At 58.1% G+C, this 25,738-nt stretch carries 27 protein-coding genes and 1 pseudogene; 16 read left to right on the forward strand and 12 right to left on the reverse strand.

The genetic code is table 11. The annotated features are described in order from the left end of the window. Nucleotides 1–56: 56 nt before the first annotated feature. Nucleotides 57–1,454 (reverse strand): sensor histidine kinase RegB, encoded by a 1,398-nt coding sequence (regB, locus tag ACR0L1_RS13980; protein ID WP_170790184.1) that lies wholly within the window; start codon nucleotides 1,452–1,454, stop codon nucleotides 57–59. 93 nt (nucleotides 1,455–1,547) lie between these two features. Between regB and ACR0L1_RS13985 the strand changes: the two genes are divergently transcribed. The 4 genes and pseudogenes from ACR0L1_RS13985 to ACR0L1_RS14000 all read left to right on the forward strand — a co-directional run bounded on the left by ACR0L1_RS13985 (nucleotide 1,548) and on the right by ACR0L1_RS14000 (nucleotide 3,804). Next, nucleotides 1,548–2,168, forward strand: a complete 621-nt coding sequence (locus ACR0L1_RS13985; protein WP_480859459.1) for an SCO family protein — start codon at nucleotides 1,548–1,550, stop codon at nucleotides 2,166–2,168. A gap of 86 nt (nucleotides 2,169–2,254) precedes the next feature. After that, nucleotides 2,255–2,809, forward strand: coding sequence for an ActR/PrrA/RegA family redox response regulator transcription factor (locus ACR0L1_RS13990; RefSeq protein ID WP_170771283.1), 555 nt, complete (start codon nucleotides 2,255–2,257; stop codon nucleotides 2,807–2,809). A 91-nt stretch (nucleotides 2,810–2,900) separates the two neighbouring features. Beyond that, nucleotides 2,901–3,331: pseudogene (locus ACR0L1_RS13995) on the forward strand (DUF2199 domain-containing protein); the annotation flags it as partial. Nucleotides 3,332–3,432: 101 nt separating this feature from the next. Beyond that, entirely contained in the window at nucleotides 3,433–3,804 is a 372-nt protein-coding gene (locus ACR0L1_RS14000) for a VOC family protein (protein WP_170771279.1), read from the forward strand. Here ACR0L1_RS14000 and ACR0L1_RS14005 read toward each other — a convergent pair. After that, entirely contained in the window at nucleotides 3,801–4,394 is a 594-nt protein-coding gene (locus ACR0L1_RS14005) for an HD domain-containing protein (protein WP_170771277.1), read from the reverse strand. The two genes, ACR0L1_RS14000 and ACR0L1_RS14005, sit on opposite strands and share 4 nt — an antisense overlap. Before the next feature lie 205 nt (nucleotides 4,395–4,599). Here ACR0L1_RS14005 and ACR0L1_RS14010 point away from each other — a divergent pair, with 205 nt between their 5' ends. The 3 genes from ACR0L1_RS14010 (at nucleotide 4,600) to ACR0L1_RS14020 (ending at nucleotide 7,170) form a co-directional block, all read left to right on the forward strand. Continuing rightward, nucleotides 4,600–4,920, forward strand: coding sequence for a hypothetical protein (locus ACR0L1_RS14010; protein WP_170771275.1), 321 nt, complete (start codon nucleotides 4,600–4,602; stop codon nucleotides 4,918–4,920). 101 nt (nucleotides 4,921–5,021) lie between these two features. Beyond that, complete coding sequence (ahcY, locus tag ACR0L1_RS14015; protein ID WP_170771582.1) at nucleotides 5,022–6,410, forward strand: adenosylhomocysteinase; 1,389 nt, start codon at nucleotides 5,022–5,024, stop codon at nucleotides 6,408–6,410. Between the two features lie 13 nt (nucleotides 6,411–6,423). After that, nucleotides 6,424–7,170 (forward strand): extensin-like domain-containing protein, encoded by a 747-nt coding sequence (locus ACR0L1_RS14020; protein WP_480859462.1) that lies wholly within the window; start codon nucleotides 6,424–6,426, stop codon nucleotides 7,168–7,170. A 32-nt stretch (nucleotides 7,171–7,202) separates the two neighbouring features. On the opposite strand, the gene ACR0L1_RS14025 is transcribed toward ACR0L1_RS14020, so the two are convergent. Further along, nucleotides 7,203–8,279, reverse strand: coding sequence for an L-dopachrome tautomerase-related protein (locus ACR0L1_RS14025; protein ID WP_480859464.1), 1,077 nt, complete (start codon nucleotides 8,277–8,279; stop codon nucleotides 7,203–7,205). A 92-nt stretch (nucleotides 8,280–8,371) separates the two neighbouring features. Here ACR0L1_RS14025 and ACR0L1_RS14030 point away from each other — a divergent pair, with 92 nt between their 5' ends. Together ACR0L1_RS14030 and ACR0L1_RS14035 are read left to right on the forward strand one after the other, a co-directional pair. Further along, a complete protein-coding gene (locus tag ACR0L1_RS14030) occupies nucleotides 8,372–9,247 on the forward strand; it encodes a LysR family transcriptional regulator (protein ID WP_480505345.1) in 876 nt (291 codons plus the stop codon). A gap of 124 nt (nucleotides 9,248–9,371) precedes the next feature. After that, a complete protein-coding gene (locus tag ACR0L1_RS14035) occupies nucleotides 9,372–9,713 on the forward strand; it encodes a DUF2853 family protein (protein ID WP_170771266.1) in 342 nt (113 codons plus the stop codon). Nucleotides 9,714–9,917: 204 nt separating this feature from the next. Here ACR0L1_RS14035 and ACR0L1_RS14040 read toward each other — a convergent pair whose 3' ends face one another. From ACR0L1_RS14040 to tsaD, 4 genes are read right to left on the reverse strand one after another with little or no spacing between them, the layout of a single operon-like run. Then, complete coding sequence (locus ACR0L1_RS14040; RefSeq protein ID WP_170771264.1) at nucleotides 9,918–10,340, reverse strand: EVE domain-containing protein; 423 nt, start codon at nucleotides 10,338–10,340, stop codon at nucleotides 9,918–9,920. Beyond that, nucleotides 10,340–10,609, reverse strand: a complete 270-nt coding sequence (locus ACR0L1_RS14045) for a YciI family protein (RefSeq protein ID WP_480859466.1) — start codon at nucleotides 10,607–10,609, stop codon at nucleotides 10,340–10,342. Before ACR0L1_RS14045 ends, ACR0L1_RS14040 begins: the two co-directional genes overlap by 1 nt. Nucleotide 10,610: 1 nt before the next feature. Further along, nucleotides 10,611–11,567: an NAD(P)H-dependent glycerol-3-phosphate dehydrogenase gene (locus tag ACR0L1_RS14050; RefSeq protein WP_480859468.1), complete on the reverse strand. Its 957-nt coding sequence runs from the start codon at nucleotides 11,565–11,567 to the stop codon at nucleotides 10,611–10,613. Next, on the reverse strand, nucleotides 11,564–12,658 hold the full coding sequence (tsaD, locus tag ACR0L1_RS14055; protein WP_480859470.1) for a tRNA (adenosine(37)-N6)-threonylcarbamoyltransferase complex transferase subunit TsaD: 1,095 nt from the start codon (nucleotides 12,656–12,658) through the stop codon (nucleotides 11,564–11,566). The genes ACR0L1_RS14050 and tsaD overlap by 4 nt, the downstream gene beginning before the upstream one ends. Before the next feature lie 97 nt (nucleotides 12,659–12,755). On the opposite strand from tsaD, the gene ACR0L1_RS14060 reads away from it, so the two are divergent. The 3 genes from ACR0L1_RS14060 to ACR0L1_RS14070 are packed head-to-tail and all read left to right on the forward strand — an operon-like array spanning nucleotide 12,756 to nucleotide 16,251. After that, nucleotides 12,756–13,469, forward strand: coding sequence for a uroporphyrinogen-III synthase (locus tag ACR0L1_RS14060; protein WP_480859472.1), 714 nt, complete (start codon nucleotides 12,756–12,758; stop codon nucleotides 13,467–13,469). 54 nt (nucleotides 13,470–13,523) lie between these two features. Then, nucleotides 13,524–14,744 (forward strand): COG4223 family protein, encoded by a 1,221-nt coding sequence (locus ACR0L1_RS14065; RefSeq protein WP_480859473.1) that lies wholly within the window; start codon nucleotides 13,524–13,526, stop codon nucleotides 14,742–14,744. Between the two features lie 10 nt (nucleotides 14,745–14,754). Further along, complete coding sequence (locus tag ACR0L1_RS14070) at nucleotides 14,755–16,251, forward strand: heme biosynthesis HemY N-terminal domain-containing protein (protein WP_480859475.1); 1,497 nt, start codon at nucleotides 14,755–14,757, stop codon at nucleotides 16,249–16,251. Between the two features lie 39 nt (nucleotides 16,252–16,290). On the opposite strand, the gene ACR0L1_RS14075 is transcribed toward ACR0L1_RS14070, so the two are convergent. The 5 genes from ACR0L1_RS14075 to ACR0L1_RS14095 form a co-directional block, all read right to left on the reverse strand. Then, nucleotides 16,291–17,064: a citryl-CoA lyase gene (locus ACR0L1_RS14075; protein ID WP_480859477.1), complete on the reverse strand. Its 774-nt coding sequence runs from the start codon at nucleotides 17,062–17,064 to the stop codon at nucleotides 16,291–16,293. Beyond that, on the reverse strand, nucleotides 17,061–18,248 hold the full coding sequence (locus ACR0L1_RS14080; RefSeq protein ID WP_480859479.1) for a CaiB/BaiF CoA transferase family protein: 1,188 nt from the start codon (nucleotides 18,246–18,248) through the stop codon (nucleotides 17,061–17,063). Before ACR0L1_RS14080 ends, ACR0L1_RS14075 begins: the two co-directional genes overlap by 4 nt. Beyond that, entirely contained in the window at nucleotides 18,238–19,749 is a 1,512-nt protein-coding gene (locus ACR0L1_RS14085) for a tripartite tricarboxylate transporter permease (RefSeq protein ID WP_170355570.1), read from the reverse strand. Before ACR0L1_RS14085 ends, ACR0L1_RS14080 begins: the two co-directional genes overlap by 11 nt. 1 nt (nucleotide 19,750) lies before the next feature. Beyond that, on the reverse strand, nucleotides 19,751–20,233 hold the full coding sequence (locus ACR0L1_RS14090) for a tripartite tricarboxylate transporter TctB family protein (protein ID WP_480859481.1): 483 nt from the start codon (nucleotides 20,231–20,233) through the stop codon (nucleotides 19,751–19,753). 66 nt (nucleotides 20,234–20,299) lie between these two features. Continuing rightward, entirely contained in the window at nucleotides 20,300–21,280 is a 981-nt protein-coding gene (locus ACR0L1_RS14095) for a Bug family tripartite tricarboxylate transporter substrate binding protein (RefSeq protein ID WP_170355568.1), read from the reverse strand. Nucleotides 21,281–21,388: 108 nt separating this feature from the next. Between ACR0L1_RS14095 and ACR0L1_RS14100 the strand changes: the two genes are divergently transcribed. The 4 genes from ACR0L1_RS14100 (at nucleotide 21,389) to ACR0L1_RS14115 (ending at nucleotide 25,671) form a co-directional block, all read left to right on the forward strand. Next, entirely contained in the window at nucleotides 21,389–22,057 is a 669-nt protein-coding gene (locus ACR0L1_RS14100; RefSeq protein WP_170771245.1) for a response regulator transcription factor, read from the forward strand. Beyond that, nucleotides 22,047–23,414: a sensor histidine kinase gene (locus tag ACR0L1_RS14105; RefSeq protein WP_170790171.1), complete on the forward strand. Its 1,368-nt coding sequence runs from the start codon at nucleotides 22,047–22,049 to the stop codon at nucleotides 23,412–23,414. The genes ACR0L1_RS14100 and ACR0L1_RS14105 overlap by 11 nt, the downstream gene beginning before the upstream one ends. Beyond that, nucleotides 23,393–24,397: an ABC transporter substrate-binding protein gene (locus ACR0L1_RS14110; RefSeq protein ID WP_480859483.1), complete on the forward strand. Its 1,005-nt coding sequence runs from the start codon at nucleotides 23,393–23,395 to the stop codon at nucleotides 24,395–24,397. The genes ACR0L1_RS14105 and ACR0L1_RS14110 overlap by 22 nt, the downstream gene beginning before the upstream one ends. A 188-nt stretch (nucleotides 24,398–24,585) precedes the next feature. Further along, nucleotides 24,586–25,671 carry an MHYT domain-containing protein gene (locus ACR0L1_RS14115; RefSeq protein WP_170786549.1) on the forward strand — a complete coding sequence of 362 codons (1,086 nt, stop codon included), beginning with the start codon at nucleotides 24,586–24,588 and terminating at the stop codon, nucleotides 25,669–25,671. Nucleotides 25,672–25,738: the final 67 nt, after the last annotated feature.

The following is a 25,738-nucleotide window of genomic DNA, read 5'->3' on the forward strand; positions in this document are numbered from 1 at the left end:
CGCAGGGTTGCTCGTGGCGTCGGATAATGGGTTGCAATGGTTAACAGGGTCTTAACTCAGACCTCAATGCGCTGATTGGCACCCGATGGCACAGGGGTGTCGCCGGTCTGGGCATCCAGCAATTTGCGGGGCCATGTGACCCTGACGATTGCCCCCCGGTGATCGGGATTATCGGAATAGGTCTGATAGGGGTCCGAGCCATTGGCAAAGTCCAGCTCGGCCCCGGTCCGTTCCAGCAGCGTTTTGGCGATGAACAGACCCAGCCCCATACCCTCATATTCCGGGCGCGCGCGCTGGTCCGTCTCGGCGCGGCGGCGGCGCATGAACGGGTCACCGATGCGGCCGATCATCTGCGAAGGATACCCGCGCCCGTCATCCATGATGTGAACGGTAATCTGATCGGCCGTCCACTCGGCCTCGACCCAGACATTGGCGCGGGCGAAATCCACCGCGTTCTGGATCAGGTTGCGCAGCCCGTGAATGATCTCGGGTTTGCGCAGGATCGAGGGTTGCTGCACATCGCCGTCATCGGCGGGCCCTTCCAGGAAATGAACGCTCTTGCCTCGGTTGATATGAGGCTCTGCGGCTTCATGCACCACGGTGGATAGCGGGGCTTGCCGCAAATGCAGGTCGTCCTTGCCTGCCCGACCCATGTCACGCAGGATATCGCGGCACCGGTTGGCCTGTTCGCGGATCAGGGCGGCGTCTTCCTTCAGGTCGGGGCGGTCGTCCAGTTCCTCATAGAGTTCAGAGCTGGTCAGCTTGATCGTGGCCAGCGGCGTCCCCAGCTCATGCGCGGCGGCGGCGACCACGCCGCCCAGATCAGTCAGCTTCTGTTCCCGCGCCAGCGCCATGTGCGTGGCGGACAACGCGTCAGACATGGATTGCACCTCAGAGCTGACCCGATGGGAATAGGCCCCCAAAAAGACGATGGCGATCACTATGGCAGCCCAGTTGCCGAACAGCAGGATGTCGGGGATATCCAGATCCATGCCCACATCCGTGCGCAGCGGCACATGAAACTCGGCCAGCAGGGTGGTCAGCGCGATGGCCACACCGCCGATGATCAGGGTCGAGCGTGTGCTCATCACGCTGGCCGAGATCGTGACCGGCCCCACCAACAACAGGGCAAACGGATTGTTCAACCCGCCCGTCAGATACAAAAGGATGGTCAGTTGCAGCAGGTCGAACAGCACCATCAGGAAGTTTTCGAACTCGGACAGGCGCTTGTTGCGAGGAAAAACAAGGATCGCCGTCAGGTTTCCCATGACCGAAACACCGATCGCCAGATAACACAGCATCACGTCAAGCTGCACACCATAGGTCTGTTGCGCGACGGTGATGGCGGTGATCTGGCCGATGATGGCCACCCAGCGCAACAGGATCAGTGTGCGCAGCCTGATCCAGCTGCTGCGTTCCTGTCCACGCCAGAATGTGATGTTGGAATTGGCCATGGGTCCATTTTGTCCTGTTGCATCGGCTGACCATCTTGATAGGTGTCCGGGCCGAAACGATCAACAACCCCTCTGATCTTTAGGATTGATGCCATGGTACGCCTTTACGCCATTCTCGCTGCTATTGTTCTAGCCATAGGTCTGGGGGCTATGTGGTTGCTGACGCGCGGAGCCGGTTCGGACGACAAGTTCGCGCAATGCCGGTCCAGCCAGATCGCAGGCGGCACCGCCGCCATTGGTGGACCGTTCGAGCTGATCAACGGCGAAGGTCAAACCGTGACCGATACCGACGTGATCACCGAACCCACGCTGGTCTATTTCGGCTACACCTTCTGCCCCGATGTCTGCCCCTTCGATATGTCCCGCAATGCCGAGGCCGTGGATATTTTGGAAACCCGCGGCCAGTCGGTGACGCCGCTGTTCATCTCGATCGACCCTGATCGCGACACGCCCGAAGTTGTGGCTGACTATGCTTTCAACCTGGGTGGAAAGACCATCGCTCTGACCGGTTCGGCCGAACAAGTCAAGGCTGCGAGCCAAGCTTACAAGACCTATTACAAGGCCCATGACAAAAGCGACGAATACTATCTGGTCGATCATTCCACCTTTACTTATCTGGTCACCCCTCAGGACGGGTTTATCGAGTTTTTCAACCGGAATGACACAGCCCAGCAGATGGCGGATAAGGTCGGGTGCTTCCTGGACAAGATCTAGGACTTAATGGCCTGTTTGACCTTTGCCTTGGCGCTGCTATTACTCAGTACCAAGCCAACGGCGTGAAATAGCGGAAAGAATAGAATATGGCGGACAGCTCTGACCTGGATATCGGCCCGGATAAATCCCTGCTTCTGGTGGATGATGACGAGCCCTTTCTGAGACGTCTGGCCAAGGCCATGGAAAAGCGCGGTTTCGAGGTTGAGACCGCAGGCTCGGTCGCCGCAGGACGGGCCATTTCCACCGCCCGCCCACCTGCCTACGCGGTTGTGGATTTGCGGCTTGAGGATGGCAACGGGCTGGACGTGGTCGAAGTGCTGCGTGAAAAGCGCCCCGACAGCCGGGTCGTGGTTCTGACCGGCTATGGCGCTATTGCTACTGCCGTGGCCGCCGTAAAGATTGGCGCGACCGACTACCTGTCGAAACCCGCCGATGCCACCGACATCACCAATGCGCTGCTGACCAAAGATGACGAGCTGCCGCCGCCCCCGGAAAACCCTATGAGCGCCGACCGCGTACGTTGGGAGCATATCCAGAGGGTCTATGAACTGTGTGACCGGAACGTCTCGGAAACCGCGAGGCGGCTGAACATGCACCGCCGGACGTTGCAGCGAATTTTGGCGAAGCGCAGCCCGCGGTGAAGCGGATTTTTTTGAATGTCATTCAGCTTTTAAGTGTAAAACTTGCGGCGAGAGACATGAAGGTCTTCCGAGTTTCGGGCCCGAGGCTCCACTAAGCTACGCGGTTTTGGATGAAGAAGACCAAAAATCACGCGCCGAGCTTGGCACTGATGATTGCATCATTGATGATCAATACTATTTTGTTCGGGCTAGGTTGCAGCTCCCTATCATAGGACAAACTGAACCCTTTGTATGGTTGGTCTGGTGTTCATTAAGCCTAGACAGTTATGCGCAATGGCGAGAAATGTTTGGTGAAAAAAGCGAGCGCATGTTGGCCCATTTTTTGGTTGGTTGAATGTTCAGCTCCCCTTTTATGAGGACACTTTGAATCTTGCTACTTCTGTTCAATTGGTTGACGCTGGATCCCGACCGCTCGTCACAGTTCACGAAGCAGACAACCAGCTGTACTTCGATCAGCGTGACGGGCTGTCCCAGGCAAAGGTGGAAATGATGGTCCACGACCTTTTGCATCCAGAACTGTAATTTTCAGAAACCTCATGTCACAGCTTCGTGACTTGCACCTCTGCGCCCTGAGACCAAGTGTTCGCTTCTGGAAAACACTTAACAAGACAGGAACTTCATAGATGATCGGCTATGTGACCATCGGCGTCTCGGATATGGAACGCGCGAAGAAATTCTATACGGAACTGCTTTCGGATCGCGGCGCAAAGGTGGTCAACGATGTAGGGCGCATCGCGTTTATCGGAACCAAACCCGGAGAGGCGATGTTGGCCGTCTGCGAGCCCTATGACGGAAATGAATGCTCTGTTGGCAATGGCGTCATGATCTCGTTTGCCGCCGAATCCGAGGATGAGATCAAAACGCTCTATAATAAAGCCCTCAGCCTTGGTGCAACCGATGAAGGCGCGCCGGGTGTCCGTGTGCCGGGTCGGTTCACTGGCGCTTATGTGCGAGACCACGACGGCAACAAAATCTGCTTTTATATGTTTGCTTAAAGCTGTGCCAAGAGGGCGGCGTGTCTGTCCGTGTAAGCACGCCGTACCTCGATCGGGGGGCGCAGAACGATGTTCAGCCCCTCCATCGCGGTCTTGTCGGGGTGTCCAAAAAACTTCGTCGCCTCGGCCTCGGAAAAGCCTGCGATCTGCGTGGCCTCCATCCAGGCGCTGATCTTGTCGGCCTTTTTTATCTGACGCTTCACCGTTTTCGGCATGGCGGCGGGCAGGCCGAACCGAATGTGGATCGCCGCGGCCAACCGGTCATCCAGCGCGCCATAGTCGGGACCGACGGCGGATTTGACTGGAGAAATCATATCTCCAATCACGTATTCGGGGGCGTCATGTAACAAAGCAGCCAACCGCCATTTGACCGGAGCCTTCGGGGCGATGCGGCCATAGAGTTCTTCGACCAGCAGCGAATGTTCGGCCACGGAATAAGCAAAATCCCCCGCCGTCTGACCGTTCCAGCGCGCCACAAAGGCCAGTCCATGGGCGATATCTTCGATCTCGATATCCACCGGGGTCGGATCCAGCAGATCCAGCCTGCGGCCAGACAGCATCCTCTGCCATGCGCGGGGTTGTGTTGCCATTATACCATGCCTTGTCCGAACAGCCGCGATTGCGCCGCAATTTTGTGGTATGGTTTACCTGTCAAGATCACCAGCTGCCAACTTTTTCTTGAGCATTCGTGCTTTGAACAAGTGCGCGGTGATACCGACATGAAGTACCGAGGGGGGCGCATGCTTCTCCCGGTGTGCCCCTCTCGATTGAAACCAGAATCGAAAGGAGCTTGTTATGTTCAAGCGTTTGTTTGGAATTGCACTGGCCTTTGGCATGGCCGCCACTGCCCCTCCGGCGTTTGCCCAGCAGCAAAGTTGTGCGCAGCGTGACCACGTGATCGCCAAGCTACAAGACAGCTATTCGGAACAGCTGGCGTTTGGCGGATTGCAGAAATCACGCGGCGGGCAATCGGTGATGGAGGTTTGGACCTCACGGGAAACGGGAAGCTATACCGTTTTGGTGACCCATGCGAACGGCCTGAGTTGTATCGTCGCCGTTGGCACCGATTTTTTCGAAGCGATCCCCAAGATCAAGGTAGAAGGCACGCCTAGCTAAGTTTGGCGCATAAAATCCCGTTTCCGGCCATCTGCGTTGCCACGTCCCCAAAGGGATGCTAGGGGCAACCCGGACCAAGATTTACCGGAATGGAGTACTTGATGGCCGGGGACTATATCGTCAAAGACATTTCATTAGCCGGGTTCGGCCGCAAAGAGCTGGATATTGCCGAAACCGAGATGCCGGGGCTGATGTCCCTGCGTGCGGAATATGGCGAAAGCAAGCCGCTAAGCGGCGCGCGGATCGTCGGCTCTCTGCACATGACTATCCAAACCGCTGTTCTGATCGAAACGCTGGTGGCGCTGGGCGCGGATGTGCGCTGGGCGTCGTGCAACATCTTCTCGACCCAAGACCATGCTGCCGCTGCGATTGCCGAGGCCGGTATCCCCGTCTTCGCCATCAAAGGCCAGACGCTGGAAGAACATTGGGATTATCTGGACAAGTCCTTCCTGTTCGACGAGGGCCCGAACATGATCCTGGACGATGGCGGCGACGCGACGCTGTACATCCTGCTGGGCGCGCGTGCCGAAGCGGGCGAAGACATCATCCCCGTTCCGGGTTCGGAAGAGGAAGAGGTGATCAAGAAGCAGATCGCCAAGCGCATGGCCGCAAGTCCGGGCTGGTTCACCAAGATGCGCGATCAGATCCAGGGTGTGTCTGAGGAAACCACCACCGGCGTGAACCGGCTGTATCAACTGGTCAAAGACGGCCACCTGCCGTTCCCGGCAATCAACGTCAATGACTCGGTCACCAAATCGAAGTTTGACAACAAATATGGCTGTAAGGAATCGCTGGTTGACGGTATCCGCCGCGCTACCGACACCATGATGGCCGGCAAGGTTGCCGTCGTCTGCGGCTATGGCGACGTAGGCAAGGGGTCGGCCGCCTCACTGCGCGGTGCCGGTGCCCGGGTGAAAGTCACTGAGGTTGATCCGATCTGCGCGCTACAGGCCGCGATGGACGGGTTCGAGGTGACACTGCTGGAAGACGAAGTTTCCAGCGCGGATATCTTCATCACCACCACCGGCAACAAGGATGTGATCCGCATCGAGCATATGCGCGAGATGAAGGATATGGCCATCGTCGGCAACATTGGCCACTTCGACAACGAAATTCAGGTGGCCAGCCTGAAGAACCACAAGTGGACCAACATCAAAGAACAGGTGGACATGATCGAGATGCCCTCGGGCAATCGTCTGATCCTGCTGTCCGAAGGCCGGTTGCTGAACCTCGGCAACGCCACGGGCCACCCCTCGTTCGTGATGTCGGCGTCCTTCACCAACCAGGTTCTGGCGCAGATCGAGCTGTTTACCAAGGGTGATGAGTACGAAAACAAGGTCTATATCCTGCCAAAGCATCTGGATGAAAAAGTCGCGCGTCTGCATCTGGACCGGATCGGCGTGAAGCTGACCCAGATGGATAGCGAACAGGCGGCCTATATCGGCGTGAAACCCGAAGGCCCCTATAAGCCCGAGCACTACCGCTATTGATCACGGATCGGGTATGACGAAACGCACAGGACGCCGCCGGTTCACGCAACTGGCGGCGTCTTTCTTTTCCATCATCGTATTTCTATTTCTTGTTGGCTCTGCCGGATTCCTTCTGGTGACACACCCGAAGTCACCCTTGCCTGACCATTGGAACCCCCTGCGCGATCTGTCGATTACGGCCCCGGTTACTCTGGTTACGCGGTTTCAGTTGAACCGTGCTCTGGCGGATGGGGCGCAATGCAAGGCGGTACTGTCTGCGGACGAAGTGGCGTTTGCTGAGATGGAGGATTTGGTCGTCGATCAGAATTGCGGGATCAGCGGACGGGGCCTTCTGTCGCGCGTTGTTACCGCAGATGTGCGAGGGGTCGAAACGCGCTGTACCACAGCTCTGCGTCTTGCCATGTGGGAACATCACGTGGTTCAGCCTGCTGCGCGGGACATTTTGGGTACTGAGGCGCGTGCTCTGCGGCACCTGGGCAGCTATAACTGCCGCCGGATGCGGACCGCGCAGGGGCAGGACAGCCGATGGAGCAGTCATGCAACTGCAGATTCCATTGATATCGTGGGGGTCGATCTGGCCGATGGACGCACACTAAACCTGTTGCGCGACTGGCCAACTGAAGGGCCCGAATCCGAATTCCTACGCCAGATCGGGCAGGGCGCTTGTGATTGGTTCCGGGTGGTGCTGAGCCCCAATTTCAACAAGCTGCACGAGGACCACTTCCATTTGCAGGGGCCGGGCTGGGGCTATTGCAGATAATCCGGCCCCGAGAACCGGGGCTGGAGATTGGCTTAGCGTCCGCTGACCGCATCAGCCAGCGATTTGAACCGAACGATCTTGTAGATACCCTTCGAGGCATCCTCGCCATTGTTCAGTACGGGCGAGCGGTGCAGCTCGTTAATCGTGGCATAGACATACCCGTCAGCACCGATCGAAAACCCGTCTGGCCACGGCAATTCATCATCCGACTGGAACAGCACTTCATAGCTGCCATCCGGCTTGGTGACGCCCAGCGCATTGTCCGTCATCGCGGTGATATAGACATTGCCGCCGGTATCCACGGTCGACCCATCCGAAATCGGCTTGTCGCCATAGCGTTCAACCTTGGCCTCAAGATCGGCATCTGACAGGCTTTCATCCAGCAGCGCGGCGGTGGGGATGCGGTACATCGCACTTGCCGTCATTGGGGCGAAATAGACCCATGTGTTGGTCGGATCGACTGTGATCGGGTTGATGCCAATCTTGGCCGGATTGCCGCCCAGCGTGATCTCGCGCCCGTCAATCACCATCGGCGTATCTTCGGGGATCGTGTATTGCGACCCCTCCAGAACGCGCCGCGCGCGCCCTGTATCCAGATCAACCACAATAATGGCCGAGTTCTGCCCGTCGCCTGTATCTGAAATGTAGATAGCCCCGTGATCGCGGTCTACAGCCAGATCATTCAGGAATGAGGTCGGCCGCGCCACAGGCGCACCGATATAATGGATCGCGTGCAGGGTTTCGGTTTTGGTGTCCCAGCCGACGACGCGCCCGGTCTGGTTTTCGCCCTGACCATCCAGCATCCAAAGGATACCATCCCGATCCGCACGCAGGCCCAAAACGCCGTTCAACCCATCCGCATCGTCGTTGGGTGCGCGGGCCCAGTCTTCGGTCGGGTAAGGCTTGGTGGAGCCATCAGGCATCACCTCAACCACGCGCAATTCAGGGCCGTAGAATTCATGCACCGACATGAACATGCGCCCATCTGGGCCAATGGCCAAATTGCCCGGAGGCATGGCCTTTTCAAACTCAAGATAAGTTTCCAACTCGGCTGCTGCGGCGGGCAGGGCCAGCGCAAGCGCGCATGTGGCTGCGTAAAGTGATTTCATCAGGTCCTCCTCTGGTCGTGATCCAGCAGATACCATTTGAAATTTTCCGCGATAACTGGCTCAATCTTGAAACCAGCGTTAGGAAATTTCGAATGTATCATGTGAATGACCTACTGACCTTTGTCTCGGTCGCAAAAACCGGCGGCGTCGGGTCCGCGGCCAAGGCGCAGGGGATCTCGGCGGCGACGGTCAGCCATCGCATCACGAAACTTGAGGAGGTTCTGAACCTCAAACTCTTTCACCGTAACAGCCGCAAAGTCCAACTGACCGATGAGGGGTTGATCTTTCTGGACCGGATCGAACCACTTTTGGCCGATCTGCGCGAGGCCGAACTGGATGCCGGCAGCGGCAGCGGAGCATTGCGCGGGCATCTACGCGTCACGCTTTCCCCATGGATTCTGTCGCGCTTTATTATGCCGGTGATGAGCTCGTTTCAGGCCGAAAACCCGGACCTGACGGTCGAGTTTCTGGCCGTTGACCGCTATGTCTCGCTGGTGGATGAGGGGATAGACTGCGCGATCCGGGTGGGGCGGCTGGCTGACAGCACGCTAAAGGCGCGCAAGCTCAGCGACAATGACCGGATCATCTGTGCTGCGCCCTCGTTTTGCGACACGCATGGCATGCCGCGTTCAGTCGAGGACCTGCGCGTGATGCGCTGGGCATGCCTGCCGTGGCAGACGCGGCTGGATATAACGGACGGACATAGCGCCACATTATTCACGATCCCGCGCGGCATTGCCGTGTCAAACTCGGACATGCTGACCGAGGCGGCAGTACAGGGGTTGGGACTGGCCGTTAAGTCTCGGTTGGCCGTGCAACGTGAACTGGAAAACGGCGCTTTGATCGAGGTTCTGCCCGGGTGCCTGCGATCCCCCGATGCGCCGATTTCCTTCGTGCATGCGGGCAGCGCCACCGCCGGGCGCAAGGTGCGGGCGTTCTCGGAATTGGCAAGCCGCGCCTTCCATTAAAGCGCTGCGGGGGGAAACCCGCTAAATTTCCCCTTTGTGGCCTGCATCCGACATATTAACCTATCTGCACGTGTTTCAAGGTTTCACACAACAGCGGCCCTGCCGCCTTACCGGAGAGTTATTCATGGGAAAACGCGACGAGTTGATCGCCAAATATGCCGAAGATCTGAAATCCAAATGCGGTATGGATGCCGATATGGATCTGTTGACCAAGGTCACGATTGGCTGCGGCCCGGCGATTTACGATGCAGATGCCTCGACCGTGGCGGCAACGCAGGACGGTGAGATCGAGACGGTCAAGAACAATTTCCTGATCAAGAAACTGGGCCTGTCGGACGGCCCTGCGCTGGACGAGGCAATTCAGTCGGTGCTGGAGACCTATGGCCAGTCCGAGCGTAACAAATACCGCGCGGTCGTCTACTACATGCTGACCAAGCATTTCGGCAAAGAGTCGGTCTACGGCTGATGACAAACGCGCCCGTCCCTGTGACGGGCGTTTTCAATTTTAGGTACTTGGTGTTTGTATGCGCGGCTGCAAACGGCTAATGTCTGGATGTGACCAGGACGGTCAGAACCAATAGATTTCTATACGCGTGTGGTGAGTCGGGAGCACGCGGGGTAGGGAAGGTTCTGCATCGTCGGAACCTTCCCTTTATTATTCCGCCTGCGACTATTCGGCCGGGGTCTGCCCCAGATCGCAGATCACCTGCCATTCGGCATCTGTGACCGGTTGAACCGACAGGCGCGAGTTCTTGACCAGCACCATCGCGCCCAATCGTTCGTCGGCCTTGATCTGGTCCAGCGTGACCGGCGTTGCAAAGGGCCGAACCGCTTTGATATCCACACATTCCCAGCGTTCGTCATCGGTGGTGCTGTCGGGATGGGCGGCGGCGCAGACCTCGACAATGCCGACGATCGCCTTGTCCTTTTGCGAGTGGTAAAAGAACCCCCGGTCGCCCACTTCCATCTGACGCATGAAATTGCGCGCCTGATAGTTGCGCACGCCGTCCCATTCCTCGCCAGCGTCCCCTTTGGCGACCTGCTGGTCCCAGCTCCAGGTCGAGGGTTCGGACTTGAACAGCCAATATGCCATCAGCCGACGACCTTCTTCCAGGCAATCAGATCGACGGACTGGAACAACCCCGCCTTGGCATAGGGATCATTGTCAGCCCAGCTTTGGGCGGCAGCCATGTCTTCCACCTCAAGGATGATCAGCGAGCCTATCATTGCGTCGCCATCCAACAGGGGTCCAGCCTGTGCAACGACACCGGTTTCTTCGATGTAAGCCAGGTGGTCGGTGCGATTGTCCAGCCGGGTTTGCAATGCGCCGTCTTTGTCACGGGCGATCAGAGCGATGAGCATATTATTCCTCCTTCAGGGGTCTGTTGAGCAGGGTTTCGATGGCTTGCATGACGCTGTAGGTGCCGTGGCTAAGATCTGCCACCGTGGCGCTGATGGGCATGTCCAGACCTTCGGTTTTCGCGATATCCGACATCGCGCGGGCGGTGGCGACACCTTCGACCGTGGTGGTACTGTCAAATGGCTGTTTTCGACCTAAACAAAGGCCAAATCGGTAATTTCTGGACAGTTCAGATGAGCAGGTCAATACCAGATCGCCCAGTCCAGACAGGCCCATCAAGGTCTCGGACCGCGCGCCACGCATCAGGGCAAAACGCTGCATTTCAGCAAATCCCCGTGTCATCAGCGCAGCGCGGGCGCTGTCGCCCAAACCGGCTCCGATCGCTGCTCCGCAAGCGATGGCCATGACGTTTTTCAACGCGCCGCCCAGTTCCGCCCCGATCAGATCTGTGGTGCGGTACAGGCGCAGGTTCGCCGTGGTCAGGTCATGCTGTAGCTCATGCGCATCCTCAGCGCAGGCCAGCGTCAGCGCGGTGGGCAATCCGCGTGCGATATCATCGGCAAAGCTCGGGCCGGTTAGCAGGGCAGGGCGCGCGTCGGGAATGGTCTGGCGGATGACCGAGATCGGACCCAGCCCTGTGGACAGTTCAATCCCCTTGCAGCAAGCCACCAGCGTTTTCCCGGTCAGAACCTCGGCGTGATCCTCTAATGCGCCACGCAGTTTCTGCATCGGAACCGAGACCAGCAATATCTGGCTTTCCGCAGCCTGCGTGATGTCAGAGGTTACAGTGATCGCATCTGGCAAAGCCACACCCGGCAGTCGTGCCGCGTTTTCACGCGTAGTGAGCATCGCCCGCGCCAGTTCCGAGTCCCGCGCCCACAGCGTCACCGGTCCGTTCCCCGCCAATGAGATCGCCAGCGCTGTGCCAAACGCGCCCGAACCCAGAACGGACACGCTCATGCCTTGGCCCCTTTCTTGCCGCTGCCCAGCATGGCGGGGCTGGTCTGGTCCAGGGGCCAGCGGGGTCGCGCGGTCAGGTCCAACCCGTCGCGCGCGCCGGTGCGAAACCGCTCGATCCCTGCATAGGCGATCATGGCGGCGTTGTCGGTGCACAGGGCCAGTGGCGGTGCGGTGAAACGCGCGCCTTTCTCAACACAAACAGCCTCTAACGCGGAGCGAATGGCTGAATTTGCTGCGACGCCTCCGGCCACGGCAATCACCGGCTCCGCGGGGTTTTCGTCCAAATACAGATCCATCGCGCGGCGGGTTTTCTCGGCCAGTGTATCCACGATGGCTTGCTGAAATCCGGCGCAAAGGTCGGCGCGGTCCTGACGGGTCAGCCCACCTTTCTCGGCCACGACCTGATCGCGCATCCGCATCAGTGCAGTCTTCAGGCCCGAAAAAGACAGATCACATCCGGGGCGGTCCAACAAAGGCCGCGGAAAGCGGAACCGTTTGGGATCACCTGCGCGGGTCTCGGTTTCTACCGAAGGGCCACCCGGTTGCGGCAGTCCCAACAGGCGGGCGGTTTTGTCGAACGCCTCACCCGGCGCGTCGTCGATCGTGCCGCCCAAACGGGTAAAGCGGTCCGGCCCGTGGGCGATCAGGTATTGGCAATGCCCGCCCGAAACCAGCAGCATTAGGTAAGGAAACGCGATCCCGTCGGTCAGGCGCGGCGTCAGCGCGTGGCCTGCCAGATGGTTCACCCCGATCAAAGGCAACCCGGTTGCCGCACTGATCCCCTTTGCGCACATGACGCCAGACATGACGCCTCCGATCAGGCCCGGCCCAGCGGTGACTGCGACGGCATCCATGTCGGACAGGCCCAGCCCGGCATCCGCCAGTGCCTGCACGACGCAGGTATCCAGCTTCTCGGCATGGGCACGGGCGGCAATCTCGGGCACGACGCCGCCAAAGGCGCTATGCAGCTCGGTTTGGCCATGCACGACAGACGACAAAACCTCGGCCCCGTTTTCGCCATGGCGCACAACGGCGGCGGCTGTGTCGTCACAGCTGCTTTCCAACCCGAGGACAGTAAGTGTTTGCACCATTGGCCTGATCCGTTACACCTTGGTTGCCAAGCGGGGTATCACCCTGCGCGGATGCAAACAATCCCAAGGCCCAAGGCGCCGAACGTTGTATTTGTTGATGACCCGCCCACGCGCGGCCTCTGAAAGGTTCGTCGCGCAGCTTCCGACCCGCGTCAGGTCTCGGGTGCAGGTCATCTATTCCCCAATTCTGGAAATCAAACCCCTGCCGGTGAGCACGGATATGCGCGGCGTGCAGGGTCTGATCTTTACCTCGGCCAATGCGGTGAACGCGGCGGCCTCAATGGGGGTTGATCGGTCGCTGCCGGCTTTTTGCGTCGGACCGGCGACAACCGGGACGGCCAAGGGCGTCGGATGGGACGCGCAATTGTTGGGCCAGACCGCCGAGGAGTTAATCGCAGTCCTTTTGCAAACCCGCCCGCTCAGTCCGCTACTGCACCTGCGCGGCGAGCACAGCCGGGGCAATATTGCCGAGCGGCTGACCGAATCCGGCCTGACCGTGCGCGAACAGCCCGTTTACCAGCAAAACCTGTTACCGCTGACACCGGAGGCGACTGCCGCAGCAAACGGCAAATCCGCTGTTTTGGCTCCGATATTTTCGCCCAGAACGGCGCGACATTTTGCCGACATCTGGCGCGGTTCTGCCCCGCTTTGGGTGGCTGCCATCAGCCAGGCCACCGCCGAACCCCTTTATTCTTTGCCCTATGCGCGGTTGAAGGTCGCGAAAGAGCCGACACCAAAGAAAATGCGTAAGGCCGTTAAAAAACTTGTGAAACATGCGTTGCGGGTTGAGGGCGACGTGGCCACCGACTAACTTAACTGGGTCTGTTGTTCCAAGCATTTCGGATTCGATAAGGGGAATATTGCGGTGGCTGGTAAGAAGAATTCCGATCAAAAACCGGTGGATGACCCCAAGGTGGAGGAGGCGGTCGATGCTGTTTCCGTATCTGACGAAGCATCGGTTGACGAGGTCGCAGCGCTAGACGAGGCCCCTTCCGAAGCCGAAGCCGAAGCCGAAGCCGAAGCCGAAGCCGAAGCCGAAGCCGAAGCCGAAGCCGAAGCCGAAGCCGAAGCCGAAGCCGAAGCCACCCTTGAACGCTTCAAGGAAAAGATGGCTGATCGTAAGGCGGAAAAACAGAGCGGCTTTATGCCCGCTGTGATCGGTGGGGCCGTCGCCGCAGCGATTGGTTTTGCGGCGGGAAGCGCGGGTATGTTCGGTAGCGGTGACACAGATGCTGTAGCCACGCTCGAGGCCAAGCTGGCCGATCAGGCCAACCAGATCGAAGCTTTGACCAAATCTCTGGCAGATGCGCCGGATGTATCGGCAAAGATCGACGCGTTGACTGGGCAGATTGCGCCGATCACGGCGGATCTTGATGGGGTGAAATCCAGCCTTGATGGCCTGGCCGGGCAGATCGACCCGTTGACCAAACGGCTGACCGATTTGGAAAGCGGGGCCCTGACCCAAGGCGCTACGCCCGAGGCGACAGCTGCTTTTGAGGCCGAGTTGAAAAAGCTGCAAGACTCGCTGGCTGCGCAACGGGCTGAGGTTGAAAAGATGGTTTCGGACGCGCAGGCGCTTGAAATGAAAGCCTCGGCGGAGGCACTGGCAGCGGCCAATGCCGCGATTTTGTCAAAACTGCACGGTCAGTTGAATGCGGGCCAACCCTATGACGATTTGTTGTCCGAACTGTCGGCCGGAGGGGTTGATATTCCCGATGCTTTGTCGGCGTCGGCAGATAAAGGCGTGGCGGCAGTTGCAACCCTGAATGAAACCTTTGCACCTGCGGCGCGCGCTGCTTTGGCTGATGCGCGTGATGCGGATAAGGGAACGGGGATTGTCGCTTTCCTCCAACGTCAGACTGGAGCGCGTTCTGTGACGCCGCAGGATGGTGACGATCCCGATGCGATCCTGTCGCGCGCGCAGGCGGCGCTGTCAGGTGGTGACGTCGCGGGGGCGTTGAGCGAAATTCAATCCCTGCCTGATGCGGCCCGTGCCGCGTTGGCCGAATGGGAACAGGCGGCGCAGGCACGGGTTTCTGCCGTGGATGCCGCAGATGCGCTTTCCTCTGGCGCGAACTCGAACTGAAGGACCTGCCATGCTGTGGTCACTGTTAAAAATCCTAGTTTTTGTTGCTATTGTCGGCCTGCTGGCCGTTGGGGCCGGGTTCCTGATGGAAAGCAGCGGTGGTATTCAGATCACCGCTGGCGGCACGGAATACACGTTGGGGCCGTTGCAATCGGTCATTGCTCTGGGTGTGCTGGTCCTTGCGATCTGGCTTTTCTTCAAATTGCTGACCCTGCTGGTCGCCACGCTGAAATTTCTCAACGGTGATGAAACGGCCCTGTCGCGTTATTTCGACCGCAGCCGCGAGCAGCGCGGCTATCAGGCGTTGGCCGATGGGCTTATGGCACTGGCCTCGGGCGAGGGGCGGATTGCCATGTCCAAAGCCGCCAAGGCCGAAAAACTGCTGAACAAGCCTGAACTAACCAATCTGCTGGTGGCACAGGCGGCCGAGATGAATGGTGACACCAAGAAAGCCTCGGATACCTATAAGAAACTGGTGACGAACAACGCCACCCGGTTTGTGGGCGTGCGTGGTATCTTGAAGCAGAAACTGGCCGAGGGTGATGACGATACCGCCCGGAAGCTGGCCGAAAAGGCGCTGGCAATCAAACCGCGCCACGCCGAAACACAAGACATCCTGTTGGGGCTGCAAACCAAGTCGCAGGATTGGACAGGCGCGCGTTCGACTCTAACGGCCAAGCTCAAGGCTGGTCATCTGCCGCGCGACGTGTTCAAACGCCGTGATGCAGTGCTGGCTCTGTCCGAAGCCAAGGGCATTCTGGAAGAAGGTGCCACGGTCGAACAGCAAGAACACGCGATCGAGGCCAACCGCTTGTCGCCTGATTTGGTTCCTGCCGCTGCGATGGCCGCGCGGGCCTATATCGAAAAGGGCAAGCCGCGCGCCGCGACCAAGATCCTGAAAAAAGCGTGGGAGGTGCAGCCGCATCCCGATCTGGCTCATGCCTTTGCGGAAATCGCGCCGGATGAAACGCCGGATGCGCGGATCAAGCGGTTCGCCGCCCTGACCCGTATCCACCCGGAAAACCCTGAAACGCGCCTGATCCTGGCCGAGTTGAATATCGTGGCCGAGGATTTCCCCGAAGCTCGCCGTGCGCTGGGCGATGTGGTCGAAAAACAAGCCGATGCCCGTGCCTATACGCTGATGGCGGCGATTGAACGGGGCGAGGGCGCCTCGGACGCGGTGGTGCAGGGATGGCTGGCCAAAGCGTTGAACGCCCCGCGCGGGCCGCAATGGGTCTGCGACAACTGCCATGATATCCAGCCCGAATGGGCGCCGGTCTGTCAGAACTGCCACAGCTTTGACACGCTGAGCTGGCAAACCCCGCAAACGCCCGAGATCGCCTCGGCGACCGGTGTTCACATGCTGCCCCTGATCGTTGGCGCGCTTGAAGACAAGGTCGAGCCGGAGGTTGAAGAGCCGGAAGAAGAAGTTGCGCCCGACGTGATCGAAATGGAGGCCGAACCCGTGCGCCCCGATGTCGAGCCTGCGATCGAAGAGAAGGTCTGAGGACTCGGATCAACGGACACTTTAGAACCTTGATGCCACTTACGTGTCGCTGGGCAAGTACGTCCAGCGATACTTTGGCGGGGTCGGTCCCTTGTTTCGGCCACCCTGCTGAGACTGTTCCCACGCATGTGCAAGAATGCCGACAGAACGGGACAGGCAAAACAGGCCACGCGCCAATGGCGCGTCAAAACCAAGCTCGGCATAGATCACCGCTGTGGCTCCGTCGATATTCATCGGAACGGGTTTGCCTTTGCGCTGCGCCAATTCGCCTTCGATGTCGATCGCGACAGATTTGTAGCGCCCATCACAGGCACCTGCCTCAATCGCTTCGTCCACAAGGCTCATTAAACGTGGTGCGCGTGGATCCGTTGGGGTGTGAAAGCGGTGGCCGAATCCGGGCAGAATTTTCCCTTGCGCGGCAATCCAGTCATCCAGCGCCGGGCCAACGGCGGATGGGTGAGCATTGACAAACTGATACAGGGTCACCGCTTGTTCACCAGCGCCGCCGTGGATGTCCCCTAGCATATTCACCGCGCTTGCCATGGCATTGTTGAGCGGCAGTCCACACGTTACTGCCATGCGGGCCGTAGCGATCGAAGGGGCTTGTGGCCCGTGATCCACGGCAGCAACCAAGGCGGCCTCGAACAATTTCAACTGCGCGGCGGATGGCCTGTCTCCGCGCACCATGAACCAGATCATTTCCGCGAAACCAAGGTTGCCGATAAGGTCCTGAATAGGTGTGCCCCGCAGGTCTATTCGTCCGGGTTCCATGTCGATGATGGATGTTGACCACCAGTCAGCGACATCGCTCATATGATCCCCTCCTTCGTCAACGCATTTATTTCATCGTGGCTCAGACCAAGCTCAGACCAGATCACAGCATTATCTGCCCCCAAGTCCGGCGGGGCGGTCCGGGGCATTCTGCGTTGACCATCCATCACAACAGGGCTGCCGGTCAGTTTCAGCTCCTCGCTGTGGGACGGCAAAGATCCAATCAATCCGCGGCCTGTAAGCTGTTCGTCGGCCAGCGCTTCGGGCACGGTCATCACCTGCCCGGTCGGAACGCCAATCGCGTTCAACTCGCGAACCCATTCCCGGGAGGGTCGGGTGCGTAGCGTGGCTTCAAGATCGTCCCTAAGGTTATGGCGGTTCCTCTTGCGATCTTCACGCGAGGCATAGTCAGGGTTGCCCAGCAAATCTTCCCGTCCAAGGTGTCGAGCAAGCGCCTGCCATTGTTCGTCACGATTGGCCGCGATATTGATCGGGTTGTCCGCAGTGGCAAAGGTTCCTGACGGGGCGGACGTGGTGTTTTCGTTGCCATGCGCTGCCGGTGTGACATCCCCGATCAGGTAGTTCGACACCACCCAGCCCATGGTGGAGATCACCGCCTCGGACATTGCGATATCCAGAAACGTGCCGCGTGGTCTGGCGTTCAGGGCCGCACTGATCGCAAAAGCGGCCGTTACCCCCCCGACGGTATCGGCCAGCGGGTAGCCGACGCGATAGGGCGCTGTATCGGCTGCTCCGGTGATCGACATGACACCGCTGATACCCTGAACGATTTGGTCGTAGGCCGGGTCTTTTTTGCGAGGACCGTCCTGCCCAAAACCGCTGATTGCACAATAAATCAGGTTGGCATTTTCAGCGCGCAGAACGTCATAGCCAAGGCCAAGCCGGTCCATTACACCGGGCCGGAAATTTTCGACCAGCACGTCGGCGGTTTGAACCAGCTTCTTCAGCAAGTCTTTGCCCTTTGCGGGCTTCATATCCAGCGTGACGGATTTCTTATCCGCGTTCTGGGCGAGAAAACTGATGCCCATCCCGGCCTTGTTGCGGTCTGGGTCTGCCCCCAACACTCGAGCAAGGTCGCCGCCCTCAGGCCGTTCGACCTTGATCACCTCGGCCCCCATCAAGGCAAGCTGATAGCAGCAATACGGGCCCGCCAGAACGTTCGTCAGGTCAAGAACCCGTATTCCTGCCAGAGGCTCAGTCGCCATCGGCGATACCGGCAGCCCGTGCCCGTGCGCGGCGCGCGCGATAGCTGGGCAGCAGCACCAGCAGCGCGGCGATGACCAGCAGGCCCAGCGTCATGGGGCGTTCCCAGATAAACCCGATTCCGTCATAGAGCTGCATGGACCTTGCAAAGTTGTCTTCCATCATTCCGCCAAGGATGAACCCGATCAGAAGCGGGGCCAGCGGATAATCGGCAAATTTCAAAGCCGTGGCACAGACGCCGAACCCAACAAGGATCAACAGCTCCGTTGCATTGTTCTGTCCGATGTAAGCGCCCATCAACGTAAAGAACAGAATGAACGGTATCAGGTAGTTGCGCGGAACGGATAGTACCTTTGCGATGTAGGGGATCAGCGGCAGGTTCAGGATCAACAGGACAAGGTTTCCGATAAACATGGACATGATCACAGCCCAGAAGATCTGAGGCTCATCCAGCATCAGACGCGGACCGGGTGTCACGTTCAAAGCGATTAGCGCGCCCAGCAGGATCGCCGTTGTGCCGGAACCTGGAATGCCCAAAGTCAGCAGTGGAACAAATGATCCGGTGCAGGCTGCGTTGTTTGCTGTTTCCGGGGCTGCCAGACCCTTGATCGAGCCTTTGCCAAATTCTTCTTGTTCCTCTTTCGGAGCGATGTTGCGTTCAACGGCGTAGCCGAGGAAACTGGCGATCGTCGCACCGGCGCCAGGAAGAACGCCGATGAAGAAACCTTGTACGGACTGCCGTCCCACAACTGGTGCAATTGCCTTGGCTTCTTCCTTGGTGATGCGCAGGTCTTTGATCTCGCCATCATCACCTTTCAGATCTTTTGGCTTCAGGACCAGAAACAGCGCCTCGGGCAAGGCAAACATGGCCATGGCCAGTGTGATGAAGCCGAAGCCCGATTGCAGGTCCATGATTCCCATGGTGAACCGAGGCAGGTTGAACAACGCGCCCTCACCGACAGTTGCCATGATCAGTCCAAGGACTGTCATGATGACGGCCTTGGCGACTTGACCGCTTCCGGCGAAGGCAGCGATGGCTGAAAGACCAACGACCATAAGGGCGAAATACTCGGCCGAGTGGAACAGCAGCGCAACAGAAGACAAAGCCGGTGCAAACACCATAAGCAGGACGGCACCCAGCGTACCGCCTGCGAAACTGGCGATTGCGGCGATTGTCAGTGCTTTCCCAGCCTTGCCTTGGCGGGCCATCGGATAGCCATCAAAACTTGAGGCCACCGTACCGGCGACGCCCGGCGCGTTCAGCAAGATGGATGACGTGGAACCGCCAAAGATCGCTCCGTAATACACCCCAGCCAAAAGGATCAGTGCGGCGGATGGGTCGCCCATCGAGATTGCAACCGGGATCATGATGGCGATGATCGACATCGGTCCAAGACCAGGCAACATCCCGATGAATGTGCCGATCAGACACCCAGCGATGACCATCAGAAGGTTTTGGATTGAGAATGCCGTTTGCAGGCCGATCAGAAGTCCTTCAAGCATATCAGCCTCCGAAAATGCCCGGCAGCGGGCGCATGTAAATGCCAAGAACTTCCTGAACCAGATACCAGACGGCCCCAGTAGCGATGAAGGCAACAGGCAGCATGATGTGCCACTTGCGCTCACCCAGAATAAAAGAGCCAAGGATCAGGAATGCCGATGTGGAAATCAGGAAACCAACAGGACGCAGGCACAAAGCGTAGATCACCATCAAAGCCAGCAGCATCAGCGCCTGATCCAGATGATAATCACCCAGCCGGCGATAATTGATGTCGGCTTCCTTGATCTCGGACTTTTCAAAGCCCAGCAGGATAATTGTCGTCGTGATGATACCCAGAATGGACAGCACTTTGGGGAAGGTGCTTGGCCAGATGGGATTTCTTTGCATGAAGGGGGGGAGGCTACCGTCCATCGTGAACCAGGCGGCGTAGCCATATGTTAAACAAACACCCAGCAGAACGAGCGCGATCCAGCGATCCAACGCCATGATGCCCCCTCCTTTTTTGTTGTATTTGGGGAAGGCAGAGCGGCGGTCCGCTCTGCCGATTTTCAGTTAGAGGAAGCCCAGCTTCTTCATCAGATCACCGATCTGCTGTTCCTGCTGCTCAAGGAACGTCTGGAAGTCAGCTCCCGAGTTGTGGATGTTGACCCAACCGTTACGCGCCCGAACTTCTTCCCATTCAGGAGTGTCGTACATCTTGGCGATTGCGTCTTGATATGCCGCCAGCTTGTCTTCCGGCAGGCCGGGTGCTGCGAAGAAACCGCGCCAGTTGACGAAGGTGGTATCAATACCCTGTTCCTTCATGGTCATCGCATCAGGAGCAGCGTCGACGCGTTCTTCCGATGTGACACCGATGATTTTGACTTCGCCCGCGTTCGACAGGTCAACTGCTTCTGAGAAACCGGTCGACAGAGCCGCGATTTCACCGGACAGAAGCGCCGCCATGGCTTTACCGCCTGCGTCATACGGAATGTACTTCACGCCCAGAGCGTCTTTTCCAGCGGCTTCCATGACCATGGCTGCAACCAAGTGATCCATGCCGCCCGGTACCGAGCCACCACCAATTGCTGTGGCCGAGGGATCAGCGTCAAAAGCTGCCAACAGATCGTCCATCGAGTTGATCGGGCTGTCTTTGCCTACGACGATCGCCGCATAGTCACCGATGGTGCCTGAAACCAGAGTCAGGTCGCGGAAGTTATGCGGGAAAACACCGGTCAGCGAACGTATTACGATGGGCGTTGAGTTCACCATCAATGTGCCGTGATTGCTGTCAGCGTTTTCAATCAGAAAGCCGATGGCCTTACCGCCGCCGCCACCTGACATGTTCTCATAGGATGCAGTGCCAACAAGACCCGCATTCGTAAGGGCTTCACCCGTGCCGCGGGCAGTTCCGTCCCAACCGCCACCGGCACCACCGGGGATCAGAAAGTGGATGCTGTCCACGACTTGATCTTCGGCCAATGTCGGGCCGGTCAGGCCGATTGCGGCCACAGCTGCGATTAGGGCGCGACGGCCCAGTTTAATCGTTGTCATGATTTCCTCCCGTTTGACAACCGGCCGCATGGCGGCTCAGATTGGATGGAACAAAAACACACCAACCTGACATCAACCTGTCACGCGGCAAAATACTGAAAAAGCCTGATGAAATTTCTACTTGTCGAAGACAACCTGGACCTCGCGAACGCGGTCAGTTCGCGCATGCGACTGGACGGTCATGTCATTGATCACGCAGCGAATTTGGAGGACGCAACCGCCTTTGTCGAAACCGAAGAATATGACCTGATCCTGCTGGATATCATGCTTCCTGATGGGGACGGGCGAGACTTTCTGAAACGACACCGGGCAAGTCGACTGGATACACCCGTGATCGTTTTAACCGCGCGCAGTCAGGTTTCGGATCGAATCGGTTCACTTGATCTGGGGGCGGATGACTACGTGACCAAACCGTTTGATCATGCCGAGCTTGAGGCCCGTTGTCGCGCGGTTCTGCGGCGTAAATCCGGCAGCGCGAAGTCCACGATCGAGATCGGCGGTGTCGTGTTTGATCCGGTGGCCGGACATTTGACCGTCGCCGGAGAAACCCTTTCGCTGCGAAATCGGGAACTGCGCATGATGGAGTTATTCATCAGCGCGCCTGGTCATGTATTCTCGAAACAGAAGCTGGCCGACCGGTTGTTCTCTTACGACGACAGCGTTTCGGACAACGCGATCGAGGTCTATGTGGGGCGGCTCCGCAAACATCTTGAAAAGTCGGACTTAAAGATAACGACCTTGCGCGGTCTGGGATACAGGCTGGATCATGACCGCTAATCCAACGGTTTCCGGGTCACTGCGCAACAGGCTAGTGCTGGCCTTGATTGGTGGCGCGGCGGTTCTGGCAGTCTTGTTGTTCCTTGCAGTCAGGAACTATGCGGCTCAGGTAGCGCAGCAGGGACAGGACAACATCCTCGAAGCATCCGTTACATCAATTCTTGATGCCGCCGCGCTGAGGGACGGGGTGCTTGAAGTGGATATTCCCTACGCGGCCTTTTCGATGTTGACCACCCCGTCAGATGACCGGGTGTTTTATGCCATTTATCAGGACGGTGCGTTTTTATCGGGATACGAAGATCTTCTTTTGGCAGGGGCGTCCGGACAAAGTGATTGGTTATTCACGTCGGGCGAACTGCGTGGGGAACGCATTCGCCAGGTCAGCGCAAGTCGAACGCTTGTCGGGTTGGGGAGGCAGACGGAAATTGCAATCGTGCTGGGTCAGACGCAGGATGCGCTTTCGCAGACTTTGGACCAGATTTCGCGCAATGCCGCATTTCTGGGTCTTGGCTTCTTTCTTTTGACTGCCGCGCTTTCTTTCTGGATCACATCGACCACTATTGGCCAACTAAACCGACTGACAACCTCGGTCACAAGACGGGGGCCGCAGGATTTGAGTCCCTTCAAGAAGCCGGTGCCCCGGGAAATGGCGCCGCTTGTCTTGTCCCTGAACTCACTGATGGGGCGCTTGGATCAATCGCTCAGCCAGTCAGAGGATTTTATTGCCGAAGCGGCCCACCGTGTCCGCACGCCGCTGGCGACTGTACGGTCCTATGCCGAGGCAACTCTGCATAGAGTTGAAAAGAAAGAAAACCGAGAGGCACTCCGTGCGATGGTTCGGGCGATAGATGAAAGTTCGCGCGCTGCGGGACAGTTATTGGATCATGCCATGATCACCTTCCGCGCCGATCATCTTGAGAGGGAAGATGTCGATTTAGTTGAACTGATCCGGGAACTTGTGCAGCGTTTGACGCCGATTGCGGAAATGAAGGAACTTTCGCTTTCTCTGAGAGGCGATACTGAGGTTCTCTATTCCGGCGACCCCATTCTGATTCAGAATGCAGTCCGCAACATGATCGACAATGCACTAAAATACGCGCCTGCTGACAGCGTGGTCGATATCGAAGTTACCGCCACACCTGATGTTGCAGTCAAAGTGAGCGACTCGGGCCCGGGCTTTCCAGCAGAAGAGATTGAACAGCTGACGCGCAGGTTCGAACGCGGCAAGAATGCAGCTGGGACGATTGGATCAGGTTTGGGTTTGACCATTGCCCAGGATGTGGCGACGGCCCATGGCGGAACCTTGGTTTTGAATAATAAGCCTACGGGGGGAGCATGCGTAGTCTTGTCACTTTAGTTTTTCTTGCGTTCCCCTGTTTTCTTTGGGCGCAGGATTGGGAAGACCAGTTGGTTTTCAATGATGGCGCAGAAGGCGCGCACCTACGTATCATCTCGAGCACTGACACAGTTCTCTTCGCGCCATTGATAGAAGGCTTTGTTGCGCGCAATCCCTCAATAAGTGTCGAATACTTCGTTTCGGGCACGGCGGATATCGACCGACGCGTTCGCGCGTCGCCGGACGCTTTCGACATTGTGGTATCCAGCGCAATGGATCTGCAACTGAAGTTGGCGAATGATGGCTTTGCGCTGGCGCTTAAGGATATCGAGGCTCCGCACTGGACGCAGTGGCACCAAAGCTTGTTTGCATTCACGACCGAACCTGCTGCTATCGTCATCAATCGCGAAGCGTTTGAAGGTCAGGACATTCCGCACACCCGGCAGAGTTTGATCGAGGCGCTGCGCGAGCGACCGGAGGAATTTCGCGGCAAGGTTGGCACATACGATGTACGTGAATCCGGGTTGGGTTATCTTTTCGCTACGCAAGATGCGCGCGCCTCGGAAACCTATTGGCGGCTAATGGAGGTCATGGGTGGTCTTGATGTGCGACTGTATTGCTGTTCGGGAGAAATGATAAACGATCTGGCAGATGGAAAAATTCTGGTAGCCTATAATGTCCTTGGAAGTTACGCAGCTGTCCGCGCCGAGCGCAAGGATGCGCTTGAAGTGATTTTTCCGACAGATTTTCAAACAACGATGATGCGGACAGCGTTAGTGTCTGAAGAAACGCAGGAGCCGGACGCAGCCGAAGCGTTTATCAACTACTTGATTACTGAAAAGACAGTAGCACAGGACAGCCCGTCTTCGCTTCCTCCACTGGTGTTGCAGAACGGCGCAACAGACCGAGAAACAATAGGATTAAACCCGTCACTGCTGACATTTTTGGATGACCTAAAGCGAAAAAAGTTCCTGTCAGCGTGGGAAAACGCGGTCATTCAATAGCAAAAGGACCACTAGCTTTACGTCGGTAGCGATTGGTTCAGTGTCGGGGCGGTCAGCGAAACCCAACCTATACAGAGATGGCCACAATAGTGGACCAGTAAACTGATATTCGCCGTCTACAGCCAATTGTCCCAATCAAATCCGTTTGCTAACGTCGCCCTCGCGTCGGGGAGGGCTTGCAGACCAAGATGCTGGACTATTCGCATAACGCCTGGCTTGTGGCGGCCTCACTGGCCGTGGCGCTGATGGCAGGCTTTACCGGCCTTTACCTGACCCATGGCGCGTCCAAGCTGGACGACCAGAAGCGCAAGATCATAGTGGCGCTGGCAGCGGTGGTTCTGGGCGGCGGCATCTGGTCGATGCATTTCGTGGCCATGCTGGGGCTGCAACTGCCAATCCTGTTCTACTATGACGCGCTGATCACGCTGATCTCGGCCCTTGTGGCGATCCTGATGGTCGGGCTAGCGCTACTGTTGTTGCATTTCCGGCCACGTTCGGTGCAGACGATCATTGGCGCAGGCGTGATCGTCGGGCTGGGCATCGTGGTGATGCACTATATCGGAATGGCTGGGATGGAACTGTGTCGCCCGGTCTACAACGCGTGGGACGTGCTGTTGTCGACGCTGGCCTCGGTCGTGCTATCGGTCGTGGCGATCTGGGTGGCCTATGACAACCGCACGCAGCGTAACATCTTGCTGGGAACGGCCTGTTTCGGTTTGGCCGTATTTACCATGCATTTTGTGGCCACCGGCCTGACGGATTTCACGGCCAGCGACAGCGCGGGGGGGGCCGGTCCGGCGCTTAACAATCAGGTGCTGGCGATGGGTGTGACGGTGGCCGTGTTCTTGATCTGCGGTGCATTCCTATTGACCGGCGTTAGCTTTCTTGAACCTGCCGCAGTTGCGGCGCCTGCTCCACTCAGCCCCGAACCCGCGACTCTGCGGGCGGGCATCCCGTTTGAGCGCGAGGGCCAGACCTTTTTCGCCGCCCCGACCGAGATCGCCGCAATCCGGGCCGAGGGGCATTACACCGTTCTTTATATCGGGGCCGAGAAATTGTTTTGCCCCTGGTCCATAACCGAGGCCGAAACCCGCCTGACCCCCGATGGCTTTTTGCGTGCCCATCGCAGCTATCTGGTGAACCCCAAACATGTCTCGGGGTTCGAACGTCACAAGGACAATGGCACGTGTTATTTCGACGGTGTGGATGCGTTGACTAAGGTGCCGGTCAGCCGGTCGCGCCTGTCCGACATTCGCGACGCGCTGGGTCTCTGATCGCAACTCGTGCAGCCTATTCGCGTTTCGTGAAACAAGCTACGCGCCCCGTTCCCCTTGGCTGGAA

It is taken from the genome of Ruegeria sp. J8 (genome assembly GCF_056531925.1).

Excerpts from the sequence above, each read along its gene's own strand:
- ACR0L1_RS14090 (WP_480859481.1), bottom strand. The coding sequence starts at position 20,233 with ATGGCGTTGGATCGCTGGATCGCGCTCGTTCTGCTGGGTGTTTGTTTA.
- ACR0L1_RS13990 (WP_170771283.1), top strand. The coding sequence starts at position 2,255 with ATGGCGGACAGCTCTGACCTGGATATCGGCCCGGATAAATCCCTGCTT.
- ACR0L1_RS14085 (WP_170355570.1), bottom strand. The coding sequence starts at position 19,749 with ATGCTTGAAGGACTTCTGATCGGCCTGCAAACGGCATTCTCAATCCAA.
- ACR0L1_RS14040 (WP_170771264.1), bottom strand. The coding sequence starts at position 10,340 with ATGGCATATTGGCTGTTCAAGTCCGAACCCTCGACCTGGAGCTGGGAC.
- ACR0L1_RS14010 (WP_170771275.1), top strand. The coding sequence starts at position 4,600 with ATGTTCAAGCGTTTGTTTGGAATTGCACTGGCCTTTGGCATGGCCGCC.
- ACR0L1_RS14095 (WP_170355568.1), bottom strand. The coding sequence starts at position 21,280 with ATGACAACGATTAAACTGGGCCGTCGCGCCCTAATCGCAGCTGTGGCC.
- ACR0L1_RS14005 (WP_170771277.1), bottom strand. The coding sequence starts at position 4,394 with ATGGCAACACAACCCCGCGCATGGCAGAGGATGCTGTCTGGCCGCAGG.
- ACR0L1_RS14050 (WP_480859468.1), bottom strand. The coding sequence starts at position 11,567 with ATGAGCGTGTCCGTTCTGGGTTCGGGCGCGTTTGGCACAGCGCTGGCG.
- ACR0L1_RS14045 (WP_480859466.1), bottom strand. The coding sequence starts at position 10,609 with ATGCTCATCGCTCTGATCGCCCGTGACAAAGACGGCGCATTGCAAACC.
- tsaD (WP_480859470.1), bottom strand. The coding sequence starts at position 12,658 with ATGGTGCAAACACTTACTGTCCTCGGGTTGGAAAGCAGCTGTGACGAC.
- ACR0L1_RS14100 (WP_170771245.1), top strand. The coding sequence starts at position 21,389 with ATGAAATTTCTACTTGTCGAAGACAACCTGGACCTCGCGAACGCGGTC.
- ACR0L1_RS14030 (WP_480505345.1), top strand. The coding sequence starts at position 8,372 with ATGTATCATGTGAATGACCTACTGACCTTTGTCTCGGTCGCAAAAACC.
- ACR0L1_RS14025 (WP_480859464.1), bottom strand. The coding sequence starts at position 8,279 with ATGAAATCACTTTACGCAGCCACATGCGCGCTTGCGCTGGCCCTGCCC.
- ACR0L1_RS14035 (WP_170771266.1), top strand. The coding sequence starts at position 9,372 with ATGGGAAAACGCGACGAGTTGATCGCCAAATATGCCGAAGATCTGAAA.
- ACR0L1_RS13985 (WP_480859459.1), top strand. The coding sequence starts at position 1,548 with ATGGTACGCCTTTACGCCATTCTCGCTGCTATTGTTCTAGCCATAGGT.
- ACR0L1_RS14075 (WP_480859477.1), bottom strand. The coding sequence starts at position 17,064 with ATGAGCGATGTCGCTGACTGGTGGTCAACATCCATCATCGACATGGAA.
- ACR0L1_RS14115 (WP_170786549.1), top strand. The coding sequence starts at position 24,586 with ATGCTGGACTATTCGCATAACGCCTGGCTTGTGGCGGCCTCACTGGCC.
- ACR0L1_RS14070 (WP_480859475.1), top strand. The coding sequence starts at position 14,755 with ATGCTGTGGTCACTGTTAAAAATCCTAGTTTTTGTTGCTATTGTCGGC.
- ACR0L1_RS14060 (WP_480859472.1), top strand. The coding sequence starts at position 12,756 with ATGACCCGCCCACGCGCGGCCTCTGAAAGGTTCGTCGCGCAGCTTCCG.
- ACR0L1_RS14080 (WP_480859479.1), bottom strand. The coding sequence starts at position 18,248 with ATGGCGACTGAGCCTCTGGCAGGAATACGGGTTCTTGACCTGACGAAC.
- ACR0L1_RS14110 (WP_480859483.1), top strand. The coding sequence starts at position 23,393 with ATGCGTAGTCTTGTCACTTTAGTTTTTCTTGCGTTCCCCTGTTTTCTT.
- ACR0L1_RS14000 (WP_170771279.1), top strand. The coding sequence starts at position 3,433 with ATGATCGGCTATGTGACCATCGGCGTCTCGGATATGGAACGCGCGAAG.
- ACR0L1_RS14020 (WP_480859462.1), top strand. The coding sequence starts at position 6,424 with ATGACGAAACGCACAGGACGCCGCCGGTTCACGCAACTGGCGGCGTCT.
- regB (WP_170790184.1), bottom strand. The coding sequence starts at position 1,454 with ATGGCCAATTCCAACATCACATTCTGGCGTGGACAGGAACGCAGCAGC.
- ACR0L1_RS14105 (WP_170790171.1), top strand. The coding sequence starts at position 22,047 with ATGACCGCTAATCCAACGGTTTCCGGGTCACTGCGCAACAGGCTAGTG.
- ahcY (WP_170771582.1), top strand. The coding sequence starts at position 5,022 with ATGGCCGGGGACTATATCGTCAAAGACATTTCATTAGCCGGGTTCGGC.